Source organism: Protofrankia sp. Cas3, assembly GCF_963555955.1.
Taxonomy (GTDB): domain Bacteria; phylum Actinomycetota; class Actinomycetes; order Frankiales; family Frankiaceae; genus Protofrankia.
In genome coordinates, this window is sequence record NZ_CAUVXP010000017.1 from 14,503 (window position 1) to 31,451 (window position 16,949).

Below are 16,949 nucleotides of genomic sequence, written 5' to 3' on the forward strand. Positions count from 1 at the left end.
CTCAAGGGTGCGGGAAACCCCACCTTGGTGGGCCTCGGTAAAGCCGCTCCACGGCGCGCACACCCGCCACTACCAAGGTGTTGTTTTCCCACACCCTGTGGGCCGTTCCGGCCAGCCCTGAGATGCCTGGAACGGGGCCGGGGACAGAGCCGAACCTGATTGGTGTACCGGCTGGCACGCCGGTCCGACATCGATTTTCAGCCGTAGCGGACACCATCGAGAGGAAGACACGATAATGCGGTTCCTGACCGAGGAACGTCGGACGCTGGAGCAGCTGCTACCGGGTCTGGATGCCGCGTTGCGCGGCTACGACCTGACCAGTCTGGAAGAACAGGGTAGCCCGGCGCTGAAGACGTTTCGGGCTCACCACGGGCCGGCGCTGCTCGTGCCGAGGGAACACGCCGGCATCGGTGCCGACGTGCTCCAGGCGGTCCGCGTGCAGCGCGCGCTCGGTTCGCGCTCGCCGTCGCTGGCTGTTGCGACGACGATGCACCATTTCTCGATCGCGAGCCTGGTGGCGACAAGCCGGGTCAGCACCGGCTTCGAGTGGATGCTGCTGGAGGGCATCGCCCGCGATGGGCTGCTGGTGGCCTCCGGTTTCGCCGAAGGCCGCCCCGGCCAGGCCATCCTCTCCCCCGGCATGACCGCCCGGCCCACCGAGGACGGCGTGGTGATCTCCGGGGCGAAGAAGCCGTGCAGCCTGGCCCGGTCCATGGACCTGCTCACCGCCTCGGTGTCCGTGCCCCGAACGGACGGTGAGGGTACCCAGCTGGCCGTGGCTCTCGTTCCAGCCGACACCCCCGGCATGTCGGTGCGGCCGTTCTGGAAGTCGCCGGTCCTGGCGGCCGCCGAGTCCGACGAGGTTGCTCTGGACGAGGTGGCGGTGCCCGCCGATCTGCTGGTTCGCACCGAGATCGGACCCGATGACACCCCCGACGACCTGCAGACCGCCGGGTTCCTGTGGTTCGAGCTGCTCATGGCGGCCTCTTATCTGGGGATGGCCAGCGCACTTGCCGAGCGGGTGCTGGCCGCCGGCCGCACCGCAGCGTCCGAACGTGCCGGTATCGCGGTAGAGCTGGAAGCCGCGATGGGCTGCGTGGAGGGCGTGGCCCGCGCAATGACACTCGGTCTGGCCGGTGAAGCCGCCTTCGCGGCGGCGCTGGTGTGCCGATTCGCCGTTCAGGACGCGATTGCCCGCGCGGTGCGCCGCAGCGTCGAAGCGCTGGGCGGCATGGCCTACATCAGCTCTCCCGATGTGGCCTACCTGGCCTCCTGTACCGCGGCGCTGGCATTCCACCCACCGTCCCGAGCCCGGATGTCGGACCCGCTGTGCGACTACTTCGCCGGGCAGCCACTGCGTGTCGGCTGACCCGAACCGGCTCACATCCGAACCGGCTCACATCCGAACCGGCTCACGTCACTGGTGCCGCGTCACCAGTGCTTATGAGGGGAGAACGATGTCCGCTCGTCCCACGATTCTGCTCACCGGAGCCACCGGCGTGGTGGGCAGCGCGCTGTTGCCGATGCTCGGGCGTCATTTCAGAGTGATCAGCCTGACCCGCCGTGCCCGGGTCGAGTCCGAGCAGGTCCACGGCGACATCGCCCGACCTCGGCTCGGACTCGACCAGATGACCTACAGGACACTGTGCGAGCAGGTCGATTTCGTGATCCACGCTGCCGCGGTCACCGACTTCGCCGCGGGAGCTCAGACCACCCAGGAGCTCAACGTAGCCGGAACCGGGCGGATCTGTGACTTCACCGCTGACAGCGAGGCACGGCTGCTCTACGTCTCCACCGCCTTCGTCGCGCGCGCCGAGCTGACCCGCAGCGCGACCGGCAGCGATCTACGGGAGGCCATCGCGCGTCCCGAGGACTACCTGGACTCCAAGCGGGCCGCCGAAGCTCTGGTGGGTGCCAGCGGCGTTCCCGCCGCCATCATCCGACCGTCGGTGGTGATCGGCGACTCGGTCACCGGGCGCATCGTCCGTCTCCAGGGACTGCACATGATCGCGAGTGCGGTGTTGAAGAACCAGCTTCCGCTGGTGCCGCTGGAACCGTCCTCGCGGATCGACTTCATCCCCCAGGACGTCGTCGCCCGCGCGCTGACCGCGCTGGTCCGTGCCGGGATTCCCGACGGGGTGTACTGGCTGAGCGCCGGGCCGCAGGCGCTGACCGCCCAGAGCATGCTCGGTTTCTGTCTGGCCACCGCGCAGCGGCTGGGTATCGCCGTGACCGCGCCACGCCTGGTCGTTCCGGACATGGTCGAACGGCTGATCCGGCCGGTGTTCATCGACCCGCTGCCCCCGACGGCCAGGCGCCGCTTCGATGACCTTCTTGCCATGACCGCACTGTTCTCCGGGGCACCCCCGTTCCCCACCAGCCTCGGTGCCATCCCCGGTACCCAGGCACCCACGCCGCACGCGCTGGAAAGCTCGTTCGCCGCGTCGGTGCGATATCTGGCGTTGGCCAAGGGTCTGATCGACGAGCGCGCGGCCGAGCTGACGGAGGTTGCGGCATGAACGGTACGAACGGTACGACCGGGAGGAACGAGTCCACGTACTACCCGACCGGCGCGGCCGAGGTCGCGACCACTTATCGCCGGCACGTCAGCCGTGGTCGGGCCCGGCTGGCGGGTCTGACCGGCGGGTTGGTGGAGGTCGCGTCCGACGGTGCCAGGGTCTGGGATGCCACCGGAAACGAGTACCTCGACTGCGGCGGCTACGGGGTCTTTCTGCTCGGACACCGCCATCCGGCAGTGATACGGGCTGTGGTCGACCAGATCCAGCGACACCCGATGGCGACCCGCCTGCTGCTCGAACCCGTCGCCGCACACGCCGCCGAGACCCTCGCCCAGATCACCCCGCCCGGTCTGGACTACGTGCACTTCGTGACGTCGGGTGCCGAGGCCACCGAAGCGGCCATCAAGCTTGCCCGGGCCAATGGGCGTACCAGCCTGGTCTCCACGATCGGCGGGTACCACGGCAAGACGATGGGTGCCCTGTCGCTGACCGCACGCGAGTTCTACCAGGCGCCGTTCCGGCCGTTGCTGCCAGGAGTGCGGCACGTACCGTTCGGTGACTCCGCGGCGCTGGCCGCGGTCCTGGACGAGGTTCCGAACTGCTGCGTGGTCGTCGAGCCGGTGCAGGGCGAAGGCGGCGTGGTCCTCCCGCCCGCCGGTTACCTGCGTGACGTCGCCACGCTCTGTCGCGACCACGGCACGCTGCTGGTGGTCGACGAGATCCAGACCGGGTTGGGCCGGCTGGGACGCTGGTGGGGAGCGGATGCCGAAGACGTCATCCCCGACATACTGTTGGTCGGCAAGAACCTCTCCGGCGGGGTCATCCCGGTCGCCGCCATGGTCGCGACCGCCGCCACGTACGCGCCGTTCAACCGCGACCCGTTCCTGCACACATCCACCTTCGCGGGAGCTCCGGTTGCCATGGCCGCTGCCGCGGCCGCCGTGACCACCATCCGGGACGAAGGGCTGGTCGGACGGGCCCGAGTGCTCGGCGAACAGCTGCTTGCCGGTATCCGGGACATCCTGTGCGGCACCTGCCCGGACCTCGTGGTCGACGTCCGGGGTGCGGGCCTGCTGATCGGCATCGAGCTGGCCGATGCCGAGCTCGCCGGCGAGCTCGTCCTCGAAATGATCGAGCGTGGAGTGATCGTGAACCACTCTCTCAACGCCCACAACGTCATCCGGCTCACCCCACCTGCGGTGCTCACCGCGGCCGACGCAGACCTGGTGCTCGCCGCGGTCGCCGGCGCCGCCCGGGCGTTGAGCGAAGGCCACCCGCGCACCTCAACCCTGGAAAGGAGCGCCTGAGATGCGCACCGTCACCCTCGAAACCCTGGTACCCGCCGCCCGGGTGGACGCCGTTTTCGCCCGCGTCAGCGATTTCGGCCGCTATCCCGAATACACCGATGCCGTTCGTGAGGTCACAATCACCGATCACGACGATGGAACCGTCGACTCCGACTGGTCGGTCGTCTTCCGCAACGGTCTGCTCTGCTGGTCAGAACGCGATCACATCGATTCCGTTGCTCACACGATCAGCTTCAGCCAGACAGACGGAGACTTCGACACCTTCCACGGCACCTGGCAGGCCTACCAGGCCGGCCCGGACGCCGCCCTCACCTTCACAGCGCACTTCGACCTCGGCATGCCCAGCCTCGCCGCGATCATCGACCCGATCGCCGAACGCACCTTGCGCGACAACATGCAGCGGATCCTGCGCGGCCTGTTCGGCGACCACGTGGTTTTTCCTGCCGACGGCGACATCCACGACGACGACGCCACGCTTTCCACTGAAAGGGGAGCGGTGCGATGACGACGATTACCGTCCCCGAGCCCCGTCCGCTGGCCGCGGGCGACCTGCCGACCAGCCCTGAGCAGGCCCGGCAGCTGTTCCGTTCGGTTTTCGCCCAGCTCGCCTCCGGTGTCACCGTGCTCGCCACGGTGACACCGGCCGGCCCCACCGGCATGACCGCGAGTGCGGTCACCTCGCTCTCCCTGGATCCGCTGCTCGTGCTCGCCTGCGTCGGCAACCGGTCAGCCACCCTGGCGGAGATCTGCCAGGCCGGTCGGTTCTCCGTCAACGTGCTCGACGCGAGCGGCGTCGAGCTGGCCACCGGCTTCGCCTCCCGGCCGCCGGCAGACCGATTCGCCGACGTCTCCCACGAGATCGTCCACGAGGTGCCCGTACTCGACGACGCGCTCGCGTGGACCACCTGCACGGTGCACGCCCTGCATTCTGGTGGTGATCACACCATCCTCGTCGGTTCCGTCATCGGGCTCTACCGGGGCCACGGTCGACCGTTGCTGTGGCACGACGGGCGCTTTCAATCCATTTCGCGTGGACGGCAAGGCGACGAAAACCCGGATATGTAGCATCTCATCCGGGCAGCTGACGTGCGGCATTTATATGTATCTTTCATAACGCATGGCATATTGGTCGAAATATCATGGCGAGTACAAACAGAAGGAATAAACTTCGCCACATCGCATCGCCGACCCATGTGCCGCGGTACCATACACCCGACGAATGAAACTCGTAAAGAAAGGAGTCCGGCGTCATGCCTGATCGGCTCATCGCAGATCCTCGCGGATTCGGCCGGCGCGCCACGTTGGATGTGTGAGACGTGGATGGTGACTCTTCTGCAGACATCTTCCTGTTCTACCGCGACGGCACCGGGAAGCAGCAGGTGGTGAACCTGACCGCGGCCGTGGGTGTGACGGTCGGTCGCGGTCCCGGTAGCGACGTCAGGCTGGCGTGGGACAGCAAGGTCTCACGCCTGCATGCACAGTTCCAACAGATCGGAACCAACTGGATACTGATCGACGGAGGGTTGTCCCGTAACGGCACCTTTGTGAACGGGGAACGGCTCGTCGGACGGCGACGGCTCGGGGACGGCGACGTTATTCTCGTCGGTTCGACCTCGCTGACTTATCGTGACAACCGCTTCGGCCGCACATCCGCCGGCCGTGGCGCGATAGAGACCCAAGACGTGAACAATATCGTGACCCTGCGTTCCCTGTCGTCGACCCAGCTGCTGGTACTGGAATCCCTGTGTCGCCCGTACCAGGAGCGAACCCCGTACACGACCCCCGCAACAAATCGGCAGATCGCCGACGAGTTGTTCTTCAGTGTCGAGGCGGTCAAGACCCACCTACGGACGTTGTTTCGCAAGTTCGGCGTGGAAGAACTGCCGCAGAACCAGAAGCGAATGAAGCTCGTCGAGCTGGCTTTCCAGGCCGGGTTGGTGTCCGAGCGCGAACATTGATCGTCACCACTGGCCCACCACGCCGCCCTCCCAGCCCCGTCGCCCGATGACTTCGGGCGTTCCGCGGTCAGACCGAGCTTCGCGTGTGGGATGATCGTGGCGGCATCCTTCGCGAGGTGCCCTGGGAGACCGGGGAGAATCGGGAAGCCGGTGAGAGTCCGGCACGGGCCCGCCGCGGTCATCGGGGAGTCACCGTCCACGCGCGCAGGCGCAGCCACTGGGCCACCTGGCCTGGGAAGGCCGGGCGGCCAGGCGTTGATCCGAGAGTCCGAAGACCGGCCTCGCATGTGTGCCACCCGCCGATGGTCGGGTGGTCGGAGCGCGGGAGCCTCGCCATGTCCGTAGACATCTACGATGTGATCAAAAAACGCCGTGACGTGCGTGCCCAGTTCACCGGAGCGCCGATCGCGGCCGATGTCCTGGACCGTGTGCTTGCGGCGGCCCATGCCGCCCCGAGCGTCGGCCTGAGTCAGCCATGGGACTTCATCCTGGTCGAAAACATCCGAACCCGGAAAACCTTTCATGATCATGTCAGGCATGAACAGGCGATCTTCGCCGCGACGCTGACCGCGGACCAAGCCACCCGTTTCAGCCGGATCAAGATCGACGGCGTACTGGAGTCCACGCTGGCCGTCGTGGTGACATACGACCCGCTACGCGGCGCACCAGCCGTCCTGGGACGACACTCCATCGCGGATGCCGGGCTGTATTCCGTATGTCTGGCCATCGAGAACCTGTGGCTGGCAGCGACCGCCGAAGGCCTCGGCGTCGGCTGGGTGTCCTTCTATCGTGAACAGGCCGTTCGGAACATGCTCGGGATTCCCGACGAAGTCCGGCCGGTCGCGTGGTTGTGTCTGGGGCCAGTCACACATCATGAGACCGTCCCCGACCTGGAACGGCACAACTGGGCCTACCGGCGCGCTCTGCCTCAGGCAGTCCATCACGAGATGTGGTAGTCAGCTGGTCATGAATCGATGGTCGGCCACCGTCGGGCAAAGGTGGCCGACCGTCGGCGGCTCTCCAGGGAGCTGACGTCGGAGCCCGTTTCAAGATTGTTTCAGAGGGCGGAGACTACCTGCTCGTAGTCCAGCCGTGGGCTGCGGTCGAACCACGGATTCTCCCCGGGCCTGCCGATGTTGATGACTGCGAGCGTCCGCAACGGCTGGTGGGCAAAGAACTCCTTGTCGACGGCGGTGGCGTCCAGGCCCGTCATCGGGCCAGCCGCGAGCCCAGCGGCGCGGATGCCCAGAATGAGGTAGCCGATCTGCAGGCCGGCGTTGAAGCGGGCCGTCTGCTCGCGAGCGACCGGTTCGGTGAAGAAGTCCTTGGCGTTCGGCAGATGGGGGAAGACCTGCGGGAGGTTCTCGTGGAAGTCGACGTCCGCGGCCACGATGGCCACGAGCGGCGCAGACTGCGTCTTCGCCTGGTTACCCGGGCTGAGATGCTGTACCAGCCGTTCCCGAGCCTCGGGCGAACGGACCAGGATGATCCGCAGCGGCTGCGCGTTCATACTGGTCGGCGCCCATTTGATCAGCTCATAGATGGCACGGACCTGCTCGTCGGACACCGGTTCATCACTGAACGTGTTCGCAGTCCGGGCCGTGTGGAACAACAGATCCGCGGCGGCGGCGTCCAGCAGCAGGGCGTCTTCGCCGGTAGCGATATCGGTGATGGTCATGGACGTCGGGACTCCTGATAGTCGGGTGGTTGCCCTGGGCGCTCCGGGGACTGCGGCCTACGGGCGCGCGATCTGACGATCGTCGCGCGCCCGTAGGCCCAGCTGCTTAATTGAACCGACAACTATGCTGCCGGCATCCCGACTGCGATGTGAGCTGCGCCTCCAGGCCCGCTCCCGGCGGGGACGGGTACGAAGGGCTGCTACCAAGGGCGGCTACCAAGGGCGGCATCGATCCGTGGAGAGTGCTCGGATGTCCAGTAACCCACGTCCGGGGGTCGCGCTGCGGACCCGGCTGATGTTCGGCCTGCTGGCCCTGCTCACGGTGGGGTTGTCCGCCACCGCCGCCATCAGCATCTTCGCGCTGCGTACCTATCTTTTCCAGCAGACGGACGACCAGCTGCGCGGCGCCCAGAATCTCGTGACAGCACGTAGTGGATTGCTGGCCCGAATGACACCGGTGATCGGCGCCGAAAGCCTGCAACGCGTGATCGCCCCGACCGACTACGTGGTGGAACTCCGCCTGCGCGACGGTTCGGTCCGGGTCGTCACCGGAAGCGGTAGTGGTCCCACGCCATCGCGTCCACTCCTCGACGCCGTCACGGACATCGACGCCCGGATCGCCTCCGGAGCGCCGTTCAACATCGTCGACGGCGGCAGACGCTTCCGCGCCGTCGTCGGGGTGCTACCCGCCGATGGCGGGACCGACCTGGTCGCCGTCCCACTGCGCCCGGTAACCACGACCGTCGCCCGGCTGGCGGGGATAGAGCTCATCGCCAGCCTCGCTGTCCTTGTCGGCGCGGGTATCTCGGCGTGGCTGCTTCTCGGTCGTGGCCTACGGCCGTTGCGGGACGTCGCGGAGACCGCCGCGGCAATCGCCGGCGGGGACCTGTCTCGCCGCGTGCCCGACTCGCCGGTGCGCAGCGAGGTCGGCCGGCTCGCCGCCGCGCTCAACATCATGCTCGGTCAGATCCAGTCGGCGTTCGAGGAGCGGGTCCGCTCACAGGAACGGCTGCAACGGTTCGTCGCCGATGCCTCCCACGAGCTGCGGACTCCGCTGACCTCCATCCGCGGTTATGTCGACCTGATGCGCCAGGGCGTCGTCCCACCGACGGGTGTGGACGATGCGCTGCGGCGCGTCCAGGAGGAGAGCGCCCGGATGAGCGCGCTGGTCGACGACATGCTCTATCTGGCCCACCTCGACGAGCACCGGCCGCTGGACCGCTCGAACGTGGACCTGTCCGCCGTGCTGCGGGATGCGGTCGCCGATGCAACCGCGGTGGAGCCGGACCGTCCCATCGCATTGACCTGTCCGGACCGGTGCATGGTGGTCGGGGACGCGGACGCCCTGCGCCAGGTGGTGGGGAACCTCCTGTCGAACGTGCGGGTCCATACGCCGGTGACAGCCCGGGTCGAGGCGAGGCTTGGCCGTGACAGCACCCGCGTCCACCTCGAGATCCGTGACTTCGGACCGGGTATGCCCCAGGAATCGGCTGAACGGATATTCGACCGCTTCTGGCGGGCATCGGGGAGTCGCGATCGGATCCATGGTGGCAGCGGTCTGGGCATGTCCATCGTCGCGGCCGTCGCGGCGGCGCACGGTGGCACCGCTGACGTACATTCCGCTCCCGGCATCGGGACCACCGTCCGGCTCTTCCTCCCGGTGAGTGAACCGGAATCGCCCGGTCCACCCACGGGAGAACTCGGCAGTGTCAATTACGAAAGGCAGGCCGCCGGACCGCCAGCCTGAAGAGTCGACAGCGGGCAGACCGCGGCCTGTGGGTAGTAGCTCCCCATGACCGCCGCGGCCGATGCCGGGTTGTTGTCAGGCGGAACATTCTGGACGGCATACGGGAAATTACCGAGAAGGTTGCGCACCAACAGCACGTGCGGCGTCGTCGGATTGTCCGTGGAAAAGGGTACGAACGTCGCTCCGGGAATGCCGTCGACTGCGGCCCGCTGCGCCTCGGTACCCACGACGAACGTGTAGTAGCCGGTCGAGTCGAGCGCCGTGGCCTCGTCCGCCCGGCAACCGTAGTCAACGGTGCCGTCGGGCAGCGTGTTCACAACCACGGGCAGCGGCGGTGTCGGGAGGTCCGCGCACAGGGACCAGTAGCGCAGGTTCGCCGCCGACGGCCATGGCGCCGGATGTTCGCCACCAGGCGTGGTAGGTGCCTTGGCCCGGACAACGACCACGTTGTCGCCGCCGGGCGGCGTCACCGAGGCTTCCAGATAGGCATTGTCAGGGTTGGGGAACAATGAGCCGTTGCTCGACGTCCCGCGGGCGAACTGCAGATCTCCGCTCGTCGTGGCAGCCGCCGACATGCCGGCCACCATGTCGGGCGTGGCACCGACTTGCGAGCCGGGCGCGCAGAGCGGGACGTTCACCGTGGTGCCGTCCTGCTCGAAGGCCACACCGGGAAGCGACACCGCCTGGTCGCCACCCGTGGGCAGGTAGACCCGGTAGATGAGATACCCGGCCCGGCCCGCCGGGGTGCCCTCAGGGGCAAGAGGGAGGACGTTGGTCTGCCCCGGGGCTGCGTCGGGACGGAGAGTAACAGTGAAGTGACCACCCGGGGGGGCCGGTACCTGCCACGGGTTGAGACTGCCCGCGTCCGGCGCGATGTGGTAGTCAGTCAGTTCCGAACTGACACCATTGGACGTGGTGAAGGGCGCGAAGCTGCTGTCGTACACCGTCAGGGATGTGTAACGCGCATCCGCGTACGTACCCGACAACACGATGTTGAGATCCTTCTGGACAGCGAACGGCATGACCCAGTACACGGCGTCGCTGTCCAGCAGACCCGCGTTGACCGTCTGCGGCGAGGCTTCCACCCGCCAGGCGCAGTCAGGCGTCCTGGGCGGTCCGGACGGTGCCGCACGTGCGGGAAGCGCGAGTGCGACACCCGCAAGCGGTACAAGTACGGACAGTGCCGCCAACGACAGCGCCCGAAATCTCCTCGGTCCTGCCATCAAGCGATCGTCCACCGAGCGATCTGTCACTCTCGGTCTACGCATGTGACGTACCCCCAACCGGGCGAGCGGATCCATCCCTTGGACCGCGTCTGACGCCAAGGAGAGCCGGCCGACGTGTGAACCGGGTCAAAGCCTGATATGAGCGAGATTCGGAGGATCTTTCCATCCTGTGACGGCTCCGGCTCCGGCCCCGGCCCCGGCCCCGGTCCGGGTCCGGGGGCAGGCAGGGCCACTTTCGGCCTGGGCGCGGCGTCGCGGGGCTTGGGCACGCACCTTGATCCACTCTCCTCTTGTCGGGCGCTCTGAATCGTGCCGAACATGCACGGCGGTGCGGGTGGACGGAGAACCGGGAAACCCGTAGGTTCCCTTCGAACATCGATTCTGTCGTAGATTTCTTACATGATCGATCTGTCGGGTTTTTGACACACGATCAGAGGTGCAATATTCCGGGTAGCCATTGTAGATTCATGTTGATTTCATTCATCCGCCTATATGGGGGTAGTAATGATCCAGGACATCCTTGACGCAGTGGCCACCCCCGAAGAGGTCGTCCCGAATGCGATACACGACGAACTTTTCGCACGCCTGGACACCTCGATCAGCGACCTGTGGGCACAGGCCCGAGACAGTGCGTTCTGGCAGCACGTCACGGCGCACGGATTCGACCGTGAGCTGTACCGAATCATAATGATCCAGATCTACCACTACACCCGACATAATTCGATCAACCAGGCGGTCGCGGCCCTTCGCGCCGAGCCGGAACAGATCGGTCTGCTGCGCTTCGTCTACAGCCATGCCAGGGAGGAACTCGGCCACGAGAAGCTGGTCCTGCACGATCTGCGCGCGGTCGGCCTGATCGGCCCGGACGAACCCGTCGACGAAGCGCCGCTGCCGGCGACCGACGCACTCATCCAGTATCTCTACGGTGTCGTTCTGCGCGAAAGTCCGGTTTCCCGCCTGGGCTACTCCTACTGGGCCGAGACGGTGTACGACCACATCAGCCCGGTGCTGGTGAAGGCCCGGGAATCGCTCGGCCTGAGCGACCGCGACATGGCCTTCTTCGTGGCGCACTCGGAGATCGACTCCAGGCATGCGGCCGAGGTACAGCACGCGATCCGCCATGCGGTGACCTCCCGCGAGCAGGCTGATGCAGTACATCGCGTCGCGGTCACCACACTCTGGCTGACCACGTCCCTGATGGAGCAGTCCTACGCGGAATGGACACGCCGTCGCAGCAACGCATCGCCGCGGGAGTCCAGCCGTGCTCACTGATTCATCCAGATCACAGACATCACAGACATCACAGACATCACAGACGGATGGTATTCTGCTGATCCGCGCCAGCTCCGACAGCGAGCTGCAACTCGCCCGCAATTTTCGGAACGAGGTCTTCCGCGATCGACGCAGCGTCATGTTCAGCGATGGTCTGGAACACCACCGCGACGCGAACAGCTATGTCATGCTCCTGCTGCGCGACGGCGCCCCCGTTGCCACCGCACGTTCACAACCGTATCCGTCCGACAGTTCGGACATACTCGGGGTCTCGCCGAACCTGCCCGACTGGGGTTCGGACTCCGAGGTCGGCCGGATGGCCGCGGCACGCTCGCCCCAGTCCGTGCGCTATTCGCTCATGGTGCTTGCCTTAGGCTCGATGTGGCTGCTGGAGTACACCCACCACCGGCGTTACATCGCCTACTGCCTCCCGAAGATGCTGAAGATATTCCGTCTGATCGGTGCGGAGGATACCGGCGAAACCTGCGCCGTTCCGGGGCGCCCGGGCCGGCACAGTATTATTCTCGGCCGCTACGACGACTGCGCTCGCATCGGTATGAACCAGTTGGGGATGAGCCACGCCGAGGCCCGGGCGGCAATCCGCCCGGGCACCGCCGGGCCGAACGACTGAAGCCGGCCAAATGGATCTTCGATCGCATCGACCAATATCCACCGGACAGGGCCTGAGGGAGCGAGTGGGTGTCAGCGACAGGAATCCCGGGTGGCGTACGTGCCGGTCGTATCTACGACACGTTGGCGCGGCGGCGCCCGCTCGTTCTGGTCTGCCTCGTCCTCGGCGTCCTCGCCGGCGCAGTCGGCACACTCAACATGCGGATGGACATGTCGTTCCGTCCGGTATTCACCGGCAATCAGCAGCAGTTGGCACAGACAGCGGCGTTTGAGAAGGATTTCGGCGACCTGGGATTCAACGACCTTGTCGCGATCGCGGACGTCGGTGATACCGGGGACCCGGGCACGCTGGCCCGGACCCACGAACTTGCGGACCGATTGCGCAACCTGCCGCACTTCGTCACGGTGCGGGAGCCGTTGACGTTCCCGTTCTTCGACGCCTCGGGCCGACTGCATCCGGCCGGCGTCGCCGCCGACCTGAGCAATGCGCACACACCTGCTGAGCAGCGAGCGGTCATCGAGCCGGTGCTGCATTCACCGTCAGCCCGGCGGATCATCTTCGGCGACGACAACCGGCAGGTCGCGGTCACCGTCGCGCTCGACATCGCCAACAGCGACTTCTCCCACTGGCGTGCCGCGGTGAAACAGTTCCGCGCCACGGTGCACGACTGGTCGCGGCAGACCGGTATCACGACCCGCATCACCGGCTATCCCGAGGTCGAACAGGTCTACGCCCACGAAGTGCTGTTCAGCGTGCTGCGCAGCATCGCGGTTCTGCTCGCGGTGATGCTGGTGATCCTGTTCGTCTATTTCCGCCGGCTCCGAGACGTCGTGACGTGCCTTGCCGGCGTCACCCTGTCGGTACCGCTGGTCCTCGGTGTCATGACGCTGCTCGGGCAACCCTTCTCCATCGTCAACAGCCAGGTCCTGACCCTGGTCCTGATCGTCGGCATCGCGGAGGCCCTGCACCACCAGCAGGAGTACCGCCGGCGGCGCGAGGCGGGACGGGATCACACCACGGCAAACCGCGAAGCATTCACGATCCTGGCCTGGCCTGCATTCATGACCGGCCTGGCGACCATGGTGGGATTCGGCGCGCTTCTCACGGCGGACATGAAGGCGATCTCGTCGTTCGGGCTGTCCACGGCACTTGGCGTAATGATCGTCTACGTCGCCAACTGGCTGACCGTGCCGTCGCTTATTCACGTATTCTACCGCAACACTCCGCCGCAGGAGTTCCGCCAACACACCACGTCCTGGACGGTCGCAATGCTGCACCGCGCCGACGGATTGCTGCAACGCCGCCCCGGCACAGTCGTCCTCGGCTTCGTGCTGGGCACCACAGCCCTGGGAATTGTCGGCGCATCCGGGCTGTCGATCGACCAGAAGGTCAATGAAGAGCTACCTGACAGTCATCCCGCGGTAGTCGCCCAATCCACCTACGAGCATCAGTTCGCGGGATTCCTCGGCCCGGTCCTGTGGGTCAGGCCACGGTCTGGCACGGTGCTCGGCACCGAGCGGCAGCTTGCCTCGCTGGTGAACCGGGTCTGCGCGATGCCCGAGGTGCGCTATGTGGCATCTCCGCTCGACCTGACGCCACAGCCGCCGGTCACCGCTGGGCAGACCGACTCCGGCTGCGTCCGCCGGCCGGCCGATCTGTCCGGCGCGGTCGCGGCCCGCCAGGGCCAGGCAGGACCAGTCGTGCAGCGGCTCGCGGACACGCTGCTCACCTCGGCCGGCGACCAGGCCGCGATCATCGTGCGGGTGCCGGACATCGGCACAGCGAGGTCCCTGCCGTTCGCCGAACGGATTCGCGCCGCGGCACGGGAAACCATGCCGGACGCCGACGTGGCGACAGTCGGCGAGTGGTGGCTGGCACAGCAGGGCATGCACAGCCTCTCGTTCGAGATGATGCTCTCGGCCATCACCGCGCTCGCGTTGATCCTGCCCATCATGTGGTTCGCCATCCGGGACGCAAAGCTGTTCCTCGCCGGCATCGTGCCGACCATCCTGCCGCTCTTCGCGACCCTGGGTTTCATGGGTCTGGCCCACATCACTGTGCGCATCGGCACCGCCATGATCCTGGCCATCGCGCTCGGCCTCGCGGCCGACGACACCATTCATCTGTCCGTGCGCATCCGGGACCGGGTCCGAACCGGGTCAGCCCCGACGAGCGCCGTGACCGCAACCATGCTGCGCACCGGCCGACCGGCGAGCTTCTCGTCCTACGTGCTCATCGGCGGTTTCGTCTCCATGATGGCCAGTTCGCTGATCGCCCTGCAGGAGATGGGCCTCGTCGCCGCCTTCACCATGTCGTTCGCACTCGCAACGGACCTGGTACTGGGCCCGGCGCTCTACCTGCTGCTCGTCCGCGGCCGGCCGCGCCGCCACGCCAGCGCGCCCGCCGCCGTCCCGGAACTCGTGAAGGTGGGAGCATGACAACGACGTCAGCCGTGACCGAGGCGGAGCAGGGCGGGATCACACTTCGCTCCGTGCTGATGGACACCGTCGGTGCGCACCCGGAGCGACCGGCAATTACCTACCGTTGCCCATCGGATGCGACGAAGCCGGGTCGCTGGCAGCGACGTGCCGACTGGCACACACTCACCTGGCACGAGTTCACGCACGTGGTTCTCGGCGTTGTCGACGGCATCGGCGTTGTCGACGGCATCGGCCAGGTCGTCGGACCGGCGGCTACGGTGGCGGTCCTCGCCGAAACCGACGCCCGCTATCCGGTGCTGGAGCTGGCGCTGGGGCTGTCCGGCCGCGCTGTGCAGCCGCTCTACGTGACCGCCACGGATGACGAGCTGCGCCGCGCCGTGCGGATGACCGGTGCCGGTGCCGTGGTGGTCGGTCGTTCCCAACGGGCGCGGGCATCCACCGCCGGGTTGGCGCTGCCCATCGTCGAGATGGACAGGATCGTTGCCCTGCCCGGTGTCGAGGGAACACCGCTTACCACCCTCGCAGCCGATGTCGAACCGTTCGACACTGCGTCGGTGCGTGGCCGGCTGGCGGCGCTACCGACCCGTCCGTCCGGGGAGACGCTGCTGTACCTGCAGAGCACCGGTACCACCGGCCCGGCCCGTGTCATCGACGTATCCGAACAGGCGATGATGTCCGCGGTGTCCGCGGTGCGCGACGAGACCACGCACCCGTTTCCCCGGTTCCTGTCGTTCCTGCCGACCGCGCACATCTCCGAACGGTTACTCACCCTGTATGTCTCGCTCATGCTGGCCGGCCACACCTGGTATGGCGACGGGCTGGTCACCCTCGGACCCGATCTCCTGGCCGCCCGTCCGAGCGTGCTGCTCGCACCACCACTTGTGTACGAGGCGATCCGGGGTGAGGCGTTGCGTTCCGCGTCGTCCAGTGCGCTCGGACGGCGGCTGGCCGCGTCGGTACGACACACTGCTGACCAGGCGCTGGCTGCTGGCCGTACCGGTGTGACCAGACGCCGTCCCGGCGCGTGGGTCTTCGGCCGCCGGATGCGCAGCCAGGCCGGCCTCGCGCAGGTCCGGGACGCATTTGCCGGCACCGCACCCATCCCCGCCGAGCTGCGTGCATGGTGGGAGGCGGTCGGCATCCCCGTGCGCAATGTCTACGGGCAGACTGAGGTGGCCGGAGCGACGTCGATCACCACCCGATCCGGCGCGGCGTTCGACGTCGTCGGTGTCCCGGTCCATGGCGTCGAGGTCGCGATCGGCGACGGCGACGAGCTGCTCGTACGCAGCCCCTCGACGTTCACCCGGTACGTCGGCGAGGATGCGGTCACCGCCCGCACAGTCCAGGACGGCTGGCTACACACCGGCGACCGTGCCCTCATCCGGGACAACGGCGAGATCGTCCTACTGGGGCGGGTGCAGTCCCTGGTGAAGGCCCCGAATGGCACCGTCATGGACACGAGCGCCCTCATCGCGCGGATCGCCGCCGCGCTGGGCCCCGCTGACATCGTGTTGTTCCCCGCCGCACCCGAAGCCGGGGTGTTTCTGTATGTGGCCGTGCACCCGGCAGGCACGCCGGAGCACATGCTGCGCGAGGCCGGACGGCTGGAACCGGTCGGCAGGGACGACCCACGGTGGGCGCAGCTTGCCGCACTCGTGGTAAGCGGGGACCCGCATGGCGTGGTCCGCGGCTACGGACTGTTCGACGGAGCGTTCACCCTGGCCACCGGCGAGGTAGGACCCACCGGCAAGCCACGTGGCTGGCGCGTTCACGAGCTGCGCTCCAGCCACCTGCGCGAGCGATACTCGCCGCTGGGGTCCGACGTTTCGCCACTACCCGTTCCGGCCACCTCCACCGACGACGCCACCGCCACCGCCGGCTCCACCGAAACCACCACCACCGAAACCACCACCACCGAGACCACCGCCCCCGATGCCGCGCAAGGTAGTGTTACTCGTGGGTAGCGGGGCATTGAGATCTGCCAGAACGACCTGGTCCCCCTCGGACAGGCCGGATGTCACCTGGGTGAAGGTCATACCCACCGCGCCCACCTCAACCGCCAGACTGGTCAGCTTGGTGTCTCGCAGCACGGACACGACATGACGGTTACCGAGGGTACGAACGGCTGACGTGGGCACGGCCAGCGCGTGCGCGACACTGGAGACGACGA

Annotated in this window: 14 protein-coding genes and 1 riboswitch; of the genes, 12 read left to right on the forward strand and 2 right to left on the reverse strand. The window is 67.0% G+C overall.

Translation table 11 applies throughout. The annotated features are described in order from the left end of the window. Positions 1-235 precede the first annotated feature (235 nt). From U9983_RS05425 to bluB, 7 genes are all read left to right on the forward strand, one after another. Positions 236-1,369, forward strand: a complete 1,134-nt coding sequence (locus U9983_RS05425) for an acyl-CoA dehydrogenase family protein (RefSeq protein ID WP_322752962.1) — start codon at positions 236-238, stop codon at positions 1,367-1,369. Between the two features lie 88 nt (positions 1,370-1,457). Next, positions 1,458-2,519: an SDR family oxidoreductase gene (locus U9983_RS05430; RefSeq protein ID WP_322752963.1), complete on the forward strand. Its 1,062-nt coding sequence runs from the start codon at positions 1,458-1,460 to the stop codon at positions 2,517-2,519. Continuing rightward, entirely contained in the window at positions 2,516-3,826 is a 1,311-nt protein-coding gene (locus U9983_RS05435) for an aspartate aminotransferase family protein (protein WP_322752964.1), read from the forward strand. Before U9983_RS05430 ends, U9983_RS05435 begins: the two co-directional genes overlap by 4 nt. 1 nt (position 3,827) lies before the next feature. Continuing rightward, positions 3,828-4,331, forward strand: coding sequence for a type II toxin-antitoxin system RatA family toxin (locus U9983_RS05440; protein WP_322752965.1), 504 nt, complete (start codon positions 3,828-3,830; stop codon positions 4,329-4,331). Then, positions 4,328-4,891, forward strand: a complete 564-nt coding sequence (locus U9983_RS05445) for a flavin reductase family protein (protein WP_322752966.1) — start codon at positions 4,328-4,330, stop codon at positions 4,889-4,891. Before U9983_RS05440 ends, U9983_RS05445 begins: the two co-directional genes overlap by 4 nt. A 251-nt stretch (positions 4,892-5,142) precedes the next feature. Beyond that, complete coding sequence (locus U9983_RS05450) at positions 5,143-5,784, forward strand: FHA domain-containing protein (protein ID WP_322752967.1); 642 nt, start codon at positions 5,143-5,145, stop codon at positions 5,782-5,784. Between the two features lie 97 nt (positions 5,785-5,881). Then, a riboswitch (cobalamin riboswitch) is annotated at positions 5,882-6,083 on the forward strand. A 36-nt stretch (positions 6,084-6,119) separates the two neighbouring features. After that, a complete protein-coding gene (bluB, locus tag U9983_RS05455) occupies positions 6,120-6,740 on the forward strand; it encodes a 5,6-dimethylbenzimidazole synthase (RefSeq protein WP_322752968.1) in 621 nt (206 codons plus the stop codon). Between the two features lie 101 nt (positions 6,741-6,841). Here bluB and U9983_RS05460 read toward each other — a convergent pair whose 3' ends face one another. Further along, complete coding sequence (locus U9983_RS05460; RefSeq protein WP_416211284.1) at positions 6,842-7,456, reverse strand: malonic semialdehyde reductase; 615 nt, start codon at positions 7,454-7,456, stop codon at positions 6,842-6,844. Between the two features lie 256 nt (positions 7,457-7,712). Between U9983_RS05460 and U9983_RS05465 the strand changes: the two genes are divergently transcribed. Then, positions 7,713-9,209 (forward strand): HAMP domain-containing sensor histidine kinase, encoded by a 1,497-nt coding sequence (locus U9983_RS05465; RefSeq protein WP_322752970.1) that lies wholly within the window; start codon positions 7,713-7,715, stop codon positions 9,207-9,209. Here U9983_RS05465 and U9983_RS05470 read toward each other — a convergent pair. After that, positions 9,176-10,432, reverse strand: coding sequence for a hypothetical protein (locus U9983_RS05470; protein ID WP_322752971.1), 1,257 nt, complete (start codon positions 10,430-10,432; stop codon positions 9,176-9,178). The genes U9983_RS05465 and U9983_RS05470 overlap by 34 nt on opposite strands. A gap of 507 nt (positions 10,433-10,939) precedes the next feature. Between U9983_RS05470 and U9983_RS05475 the strand changes: the two genes are divergently transcribed. The 4 genes from U9983_RS05475 to U9983_RS05490 all read left to right on the forward strand — a co-directional run bounded on the left by U9983_RS05475 (position 10,940) and on the right by U9983_RS05490 (position 16,743). Further along, entirely contained in the window at positions 10,940-11,707 is a 768-nt protein-coding gene (locus tag U9983_RS05475; RefSeq protein WP_322752972.1) for an iron-containing redox enzyme family protein, read from the forward strand. A 139-nt stretch (positions 11,708-11,846) separates the two neighbouring features. Continuing rightward, positions 11,847-12,338 (forward strand): hypothetical protein, encoded by a 492-nt coding sequence (locus U9983_RS05480; RefSeq protein WP_322752973.1) that lies wholly within the window; start codon positions 11,847-11,849, stop codon positions 12,336-12,338. Positions 12,339-12,406: 68 nt separating this feature from the next. Next, a complete protein-coding gene (locus U9983_RS05485) occupies positions 12,407-14,776 on the forward strand; it encodes an efflux RND transporter permease subunit (protein ID WP_322752974.1) in 2,370 nt (789 codons plus the stop codon). Beyond that, complete coding sequence (locus U9983_RS05490; protein ID WP_322752975.1) at positions 14,773-16,743, forward strand: AMP-binding protein; 1,971 nt, start codon at positions 14,773-14,775, stop codon at positions 16,741-16,743. The genes U9983_RS05485 and U9983_RS05490 overlap by 4 nt, the downstream gene beginning before the upstream one ends. Positions 16,744-16,949 lie beyond the last annotated feature (206 nt).

What these genes read in the sequence shown, in the direction of transcription:
- U9983_RS05465 (WP_322752970.1), top strand. Translation starts at nt 7,713, where the DNA reads ATGTCCAGTAACCCACGTCCGGGGGTCGCGCTGCGGACCCGGCTGATG.
- U9983_RS05445 (WP_322752966.1), top strand. Translation starts at nt 4,328, where the DNA reads ATGACGACGATTACCGTCCCCGAGCCCCGTCCGCTGGCCGCGGGCGAC.
- U9983_RS05475 (WP_322752972.1), top strand. Translation starts at nt 10,940, where the DNA reads ATGATCCAGGACATCCTTGACGCAGTGGCCACCCCCGAAGAGGTCGTC.
- U9983_RS05490 (WP_322752975.1), top strand. Translation starts at nt 14,773, where the DNA reads ATGACAACGACGTCAGCCGTGACCGAGGCGGAGCAGGGCGGGATCACA.
- U9983_RS05435 (WP_322752964.1), top strand. Translation starts at nt 2,516, where the DNA reads ATGAACGGTACGAACGGTACGACCGGGAGGAACGAGTCCACGTACTAC.
- U9983_RS05425 (WP_322752962.1), top strand. Translation starts at nt 236, where the DNA reads ATGCGGTTCCTGACCGAGGAACGTCGGACGCTGGAGCAGCTGCTACCG.
- bluB (WP_322752968.1), top strand. Translation starts at nt 6,120, where the DNA reads ATGTCCGTAGACATCTACGATGTGATCAAAAAACGCCGTGACGTGCGT.
- U9983_RS05480 (WP_322752973.1), top strand. Translation starts at nt 11,847, where the DNA reads ATGTTCAGCGATGGTCTGGAACACCACCGCGACGCGAACAGCTATGTC.
- U9983_RS05470 (WP_322752971.1), bottom strand. Translation starts at nt 10,432, where the DNA reads ATGGCAGGACCGAGGAGATTTCGGGCGCTGTCGTTGGCGGCACTGTCC.
- U9983_RS05440 (WP_322752965.1), top strand. Translation starts at nt 3,828, where the DNA reads ATGCGCACCGTCACCCTCGAAACCCTGGTACCCGCCGCCCGGGTGGAC.
- U9983_RS05430 (WP_322752963.1), top strand. Translation starts at nt 1,458, where the DNA reads ATGTCCGCTCGTCCCACGATTCTGCTCACCGGAGCCACCGGCGTGGTG.